This window comes from Gammaproteobacteria bacterium, from assembly GCA_032250735.1.
GTDB lineage: Bacteria > Pseudomonadota > Gammaproteobacteria > SZUA-152 > SZUA-152 > SZUA-152.
Map to the genome: position 1 here is coordinate 21590 of JAVVEP010000029.1, position 6252 is coordinate 27841.

5 protein-coding genes and 1 pseudogene are annotated in these 6252 nt (G+C 62.6%); all 6 read right to left on the reverse strand.

All coding sequences use genetic code 11. The features are described from left to right. Positions 1 to 238 precede the first annotated feature (238 nt). Entirely contained in the window at positions 239 to 1006 is a 768-nt protein-coding gene (locus RRB22_13395) for a slipin family protein (protein MDT8385398.1), read from the reverse strand. Next, a complete protein-coding gene (locus RRB22_13400; protein MDT8385399.1) occupies positions 1003 to 2367 on the reverse strand; it encodes a nodulation protein NfeD in 1365 nt (454 codons plus the stop codon). Before RRB22_13400 ends, RRB22_13395 begins: the two co-directional genes overlap by 4 nt. A 153-nt stretch (positions 2368 to 2520) precedes the next feature. Then, positions 2521 to 3768, reverse strand: a complete 1248-nt coding sequence (locus RRB22_13405; GenBank protein ID MDT8385400.1) for a J domain-containing protein — start codon at positions 3766 to 3768, stop codon at positions 2521 to 2523. A 29-nt stretch (positions 3769 to 3797) separates the two neighbouring features. Then, positions 3798 to 5659, reverse strand: a pseudogene (gene dnaK / locus RRB22_13410) (molecular chaperone DnaK). A gap of 55 nt (positions 5660 to 5714) precedes the next feature. Then, entirely contained in the window at positions 5715 to 5966 is a 252-nt protein-coding gene (locus RRB22_13415) for a hypothetical protein (protein MDT8385401.1), read from the reverse strand. Next, on the reverse strand, positions 5966 to 6252 hold a 287-nt coding region (locus RRB22_13420), incomplete at its 5' end, for a hypothetical protein (protein MDT8385402.1). The genes RRB22_13420 and RRB22_13415, both read right to left, overlap by 1 nt.

The following is a 6252-nucleotide window of genomic DNA, read 5'->3' on the forward strand; positions in this document are numbered from 1 at the left end:
TTTCAAACCTAGCGGTTACTGCGGGCGATTACTTTAGGGCCTGTGTGGGAATTTTTTACAGAATCGGGCAGCAGTGGTCGATCCGGGCAAAAGTGGGGGAAAAACGCGAGATATCAGGCAAAACACGGGCTAACGGGGATTGTCCGGTCCGGCAGAAGGGGTGCTGCCAAACGGGACGTGGGGAGGTTTTTGCTGCGCCGCGTTTGCCGGCACAGAATGCCGTCTGGATTTCTTACACCTACGTCGACGACGACGAACTGTGTTTGCCGCTGAGCAGCGACTCCACCAGGTCCATGGGCAGGGGGAAGACGATGGTGTTGGAGCGCTCGCCGGCGATCTCGGTGAGGGTCTGTAGATAGCGCAACTGCAGCGCGGTGGGTTGCCGGGCGAGGATCTCCGCCGCCTCGCGCAGCTTTTCCGCGGCCTGCATCTCGCCCTCCGCGTGGATGACCTTGGCGCGCCGGGTGCGCTCCGCCTCGGCCTGTTTGGCGATGGCGCGGATCATGCTCTCATCCAGATCCACATGCTTGATTTCGACGTTGATGACCTTGATGCCCCAGGCGTCGGTCTGCTTGTCCAGCACGTCCTGGATGTCGGCATTCAGCCGCTCCCGTTCGGCCAGCATCTCATCCAGCTCGTGCTGGCCCAGCACCGAGCGCAAGGTGGTCTGGGCCAGCTGGCTGGTGGCCTCGTAGAAGTTCTCAACCTGGATAATGGCCTTGTCCGGCTCGATCACCCGAAAATAGACCACGGCATTGACGTGCACGGAGACGTTGTCCCGCGAGATGACGTCCTGACTGGGGACGTCCATGACGATGGTGCGCAGGTCGACCCGCACCATCTGCTGGACCAGCGGAATGATGATGATGAAGCCGGGCCCCTTGACCTTCCAGAAGCGGCCGAGCAGGAACACCACGCCCCGCTCGTATTCCCGCAGGATGCGGATCGCCGAGCTGAGGAACATCACGATGATGGCGAGGACGAAATAGAGGGTATAGGCAGTCATGACTTTTTCTCCTGATGAGGTGGCTCGACCGGTTCTACCTCAAGGATGAGGCCCTTGAGGCCGGTAACCCTGACGATTTGATCCTTGTGCAATGGGGTTTGCGTGTGCGCCCGCCAGTGCTCGCTGTGGATGGCGACCATGCCCTGCTGGTCGAAGTCGCCGAGCACACTCGCCTCGCCACCCAGCAACTGCTCCAGGCCACTCACCACCTTGCGCTGTCGCGCCCGGATGGCCATGCCGATGACGATGATGAAGACCAGGGCGCTGAGCAGGGCAAACAGCGCGATCACCGCGAGGTTGATGCCGAAGCCGGGGGCCTCGGTGTCCAGCAGGATAATGGAGCCGAACACGAAGGCGATCACCCCGCCGATGCCGAGGATGCCGAAGCTCGGCTGAAAGGCCTCCGCCACCATCAGCGCCACCCCCAGCAGGATCAGGCCGATGCCGGCGTAGTTGATGGGCAGGAGCTGGAAGGCATACAGGGCCAGTAGCAGCGATATCGCGCCCACCGTGCCGGGCACGATGGCGCCGGGATTGGAGAACTCGAGGATCAGTCCGTAGATCCCGATCATCATCAGAATATAGGCCACATTGGGATTGGTGATGACGCTCAGCAGTCGGGTGCGCCAGTCCGGGGCCAACTCCCGGACCGGCAGGCCGGTCACCTGCAGGCGGCGGTTCTGCCCGGCGACCAGCACCTTACGGCCCTCGATCTGTTGCAGCAGGTCGCCCATGCCGGTGGCGACGATATCGATCACCCCCAGCGACAGGGCCTCGCTGGCCGGCAGGCTGGCGGCCTCGCGCACCGCCTTTTCCGCCCAGTCCGCATTGCGCCCGCGCAGCTCCGCCAGACTGCGGATATAGGCCACGGCGTCGTTGATGACCTTCTTCTGCATGGCGGTTTTCTGCGGCACCTCGGTCGGGGCCTGCGTCTTGTCTCCGGCTTTCCCTGGTGCCGATTCCGGGGCCGATTCGGGGGCCGGTGGCTGAAGGCCGCCGATCTGCACCGGGGTTGCCGCGCCCAGGTTGGTGCCCGGCGCCATGGCCGCGATATGGCTGGCATAGAGGATATAGGTGCCGGCGCTGGCGGCCCGCGCCCCGCTGGGTGAGACGTAGGTGGCGACGGGTACGGCGGAGCTGATGAGGTGCTTGATGATGTCGCGCATGGCGCTGTCCAGCCCGCCCGGGGTATCCATGCGGATCACCACCAACGCGGCCTGCTGGCGGGCCGCCGTCTCCAGCGCCCGCTGGATATAGTCATCGGTGGCCGGGCCGATGGGTTGATCGACCGTCAGCAGCAGCACATGGCGGTCCAGCGGATTGGGGGCGGCGCTGGCCAACGACCCGCAGAAAAACACCATGAGCAGGGTCAGGCCGGCATAACGGATATGTTTGAATCGGGCCACAGTGTCGGCGTCCTTTGCCTGGCGTAATCTCCGATGACGGGTTTTCAGTATAGTTGAAGACAGGCTCACTACGATTTAGCGCAACGGTTTCTATCGCCCGCATTTTTGTCACCAGTATTTCTGCCACCAGTGTCTGTGCTGTTGCGGTGTCGGATTCTCGGTGGCGTGTTGTGAAGCGTGATTCGCCGATTGCGTGGCTGGCGTGTGTTGTGGCGTGTGTGACAAGCTGTGTTCCGGTGTGGGTGACGATTTCTGCGTGAATCTCCGGGCACGCAGTTGTTCGTACAGGGCGCGCTCCGCGCTGGAGAGCTGTTCGGGGATGTGAATCTGGATGCGCAGATTGAGATCGCCCTGCCCCTTGCCCCTGAAACCGGGTAGCCCCCTGGCGCGCAGGCGCAGCACCTCATTGGGCTGACAGCCTGCGGGGATGGTGACCTCCACTTCACCCTCCAGGGTCGGCACCTTTATCCGGGTGCCCAGTACGGCATCGACCACCGGAATGGTCTCCTGTCGCCACAGATCCGCGCCGGCGCGTTCGAAGCGCGCGTCCCGGGCACTGCGCACAACTACAAATAGATCGCCTGCGGGCGCGCCCGGTTGCTCGGCGGGCATGCCATGGCCCTGAATACGTAGCGAGGTGCCCTCGTCAATGCCCCGGGGGATGTACACCTTGAGGGTTTCCTGTTTTTCGACCTGGCCCCGGCCGTGGCATTGCTTGCAGGGTTTTGCAATCACCGTCCCGCTGCCGTGGCAGTCCGGACACGCCGTGATCTGCTGAATGTGGACGTGGCCCTTTGCCTGCGGCTCATCGCGCGTGATCACCTTGCGCCCGCTGCCGCCACAGGTTTTGCAGGTCTGTGGGGCGGTCCCCGGCCTGGCGCCCGAACCGTGGCAGACGGGACAGCTGACCAGCCGCGTAAAGCGAACCGTTTCGTTGCCGCCGCTGTTAATCCGCTCCAGGGTTACGAGCAGCTGCACCTCAAGGTCCTTGCCGCGCACGGGGCTCCGGCGCTGTCGACCGAACAGATCGCCGAACAGGCTGCCACCGAAATTCATGCCGAAACCGGTGTTGGCGAAGATGTCGCCGAAGTCGATGTTGGCGAACAGGTCTTCCGCGCTGAAGCCGGCGACGCCGGAGAAACCGGCGGCATCGTAGCGGGCGCGCTTGTCGGGGTCGGAGAGGATGCCGTAGGCCTCGGCGATCTCCTTGAATTTTTCCTCTGCGTCCGGCGCCTTGTTGCGGTCAGGGTGGTATTTCAGGGCCAGGGAACGAAACGCATTTTTGATCGCCTTCTGGTCGGCGTCACGCGTCAGCCCTAACACCTCGTAGTAATCGCGCTGTGTGGTGGAGGACATAGTTATGGTTACAGGTCGACAGCCTGGCGTTAATGGCTCTCTTCGTAATCGGCGTCCACCACATGTCCCCGGGGGCCCGAACCGAAGGGCCCTGCGTCGCGCGGCTCTTCTTCATACTTGTGCTCTTTGTAGACATCCTCGACCCCCGGCGTCTGCGCGTAGATCGACACCCCGGCCTCTTTCAGCAGTCTGCCCAGCGCCTCGCCCTGTGTTTTGGCCAGGCTGGCGTCTTTCTGTTGCAGTGCGCGATGGGTGTCGCGCAGGCCCTTCTCGATTCGGCCTTTCATCTCATCGGTCAGTTTGTCGCTGAACTCGGCCAGCATCTTTTCGCCCTGGTAACAGAGGCCATCCGCGGCGTTGAGCGTGTCGGCCTCGTCACGGCGTTTCTGATCCGCCGCGGCATATGCTTCCGCCTCATGGATCATGCGTTGCTTATCCTCTTCCCGCAGGCGGTTCGAGCCGGTGATGGTGATGGTTTGCGATTTCCCGATGGCCTGGTCTCTGGCGGTGACGTTGAGAATGCCATTGGCGTCGATGTCGAAGGTGACATCAATCTTGGGAATGCCACGCGTGGCGGGCGGCAGGCCGTCCAGATTGAATTCACCCAGGGTGGTGTTGTCGCTCGCCATCGGCCGCTCGCCCTGATAGACGTGAATGGTGACGGCGTTCTGCATGTCCGCGGCGGTGGTAAAGGTCTCGGTATGTTTTACCGGGATGGGCGTGTTGCGGCGAATCAGCGGGGTCGCCACGCCGCCGAGGGTCTCCACTCCCAGGCTCAGCGGCGTCACGTCCACCAGCACGATGTCGCCGAGTTCACCGCTCAATACCCCGGCCTGAATCGCGGCGCCACTGGCGACGCATTCCATGGGATCAACGCCCATCTCCGCCGCCCGCCCGAACAGCGTCTCAAAGAACTGGCGCACCGCCGGCATGCGGGTGGGTCCGCCGACGAACACGATGCGATCCACCTCGCCGGGGGTGAGGCCGGCATCACTCAGCGCCTGTTCAACGGGCGGCCGACAGCGCTCGATTACGCCCTGCACCTGACGCTCCAGCTCGGTGCGACCAAGGTCCAGCTCCAGGTGCCGGGGTTCGCCGGCGACGGCGCTGATGTAGGGCAGGCTGATATGGGTCGTGGTGCTGGCGGAGAGTTCGATCTTGGCGACCTCGGCGGCCTCGCGCAGGCGCGCGATGGCACGGGCGTCGTCCCGCAGATCAATCCCCGATTCCAGTTGGAAGCGCGCCACCAGTCCATCGAGCAGGATCTGATCCATGTCGGTACCGCCCAGTTGCGTATCACCACTGGTGGCGCGCACCTCAAACACGCCCCTGCCGAATTCCATGATCGTGACATCCAGCGTGCCGCCGCCGAAATCCACCACCGCGATACGCAGATCCTCGCCGCCACGGTCCAGGCCATAGGCCAGTGACGCGGCGGTGGGCTCATTGACCAGACGTGCGACCTCCAGCCCCGCGATACGGCAGGCATCCTTGGTGGCGTTGCGCTGGTTGTCGTCAAAATAGGCGGGCACGGTGACCACGGCCTGCTCAACCTTTTCGCCAAGAAAGGCCTCGGCATCGCGTTTGATCTTTTGCAGCAGGAAGGCTGACAGCTGCTCCGGACTGAAATCGCGGCCCTGTAGGCGGATCGTTTCCCGCCGGCCCATCATGCGCTTAAAGCCGCTGACGGTGCCTTCGGGATTGGCGCTGGCCTGACGCCGGGCCGGCTCGCCGACCAGGGTCTGCTGGTCTTTGGTGATGGCGACATAACTGGGAAAAGCCTTTCCCCGAGACTGATGCCCTCGGCGCTGGGGATGATGACGGGTCGGCCGCCGCGCAGAATCGCCGCCGCGGAATTCGAGGTGCCCAGATCGATGCCGATGATGGCCATGCTGTCTCCTTGGTTGTCCTTAACCGTGCAGCCTGGTTCTCTCTATTAGCTGCTGCTACAGATTGTCCGGGTCGCAGCTTCCCTCGCGCACCCACAGGCCGTGGGCGCAGTGCAGCAGTTCACCACTGCCACTGCAGACATATTCCCCGTTGCGAAAACGGCTGCTGTTAAAGTAGCAGTCCGGCAGTTCCTCCACCTCCTGGGCGACAATCTCGAAATCCTCATCCAGCTCTTCCATAATCGGCGAAGTGGTTAACTCCGGATCCGGAGCACCCACCTGCAATATCATCCTTGATTTGCTGTCCATTACACCCTCTCCTGTTTATTTTGTGATTTGTCTCGTGAAATGCGGCGCAATGCCCTTCGGTTATTGCGCCCTACCCACTCAGACGTAGGGCGGGCATTGCCCACCATTGCACCAAATTCAACGATGCCTGATGGATAGGGAGTGCTCACCCTGCCATGGGAATCATTCATGCGACTTCGGTTATTACGCCCTTCAGACGTAGGGTGGGCATTGCCCACCATTGCACCAAACTCAACGATGCCTGATGGATAGGGAGTGCTCACCCTGCCATGGGAATCATTCATGC

Excerpts from the sequence above, each read along its gene's own strand:
- RRB22_13395 (MDT8385398.1), bottom strand. The coding sequence starts at position 1,006 with ATGACTGCCTATACCCTCTATTTCGTCCTCGCCATCATCGTGATGTTC.
- RRB22_13400 (MDT8385399.1), bottom strand. The coding sequence starts at position 2,367 with ATGGTGTTTTTCTGCGGGTCGTTGGCCAGCGCCGCCCCCAATCCGCTG.
- RRB22_13405 (MDT8385400.1), bottom strand. The coding sequence starts at position 3,768 with ATGTCCTCCACCACACAGCGCGATTACTACGAGGTGTTAGGGCTGACG.
- RRB22_13415 (MDT8385401.1), bottom strand. The coding sequence starts at position 5,966 with ATGGACAGCAAATCAAGGATGATATTGCAGGTGGGTGCTCCGGATCCG.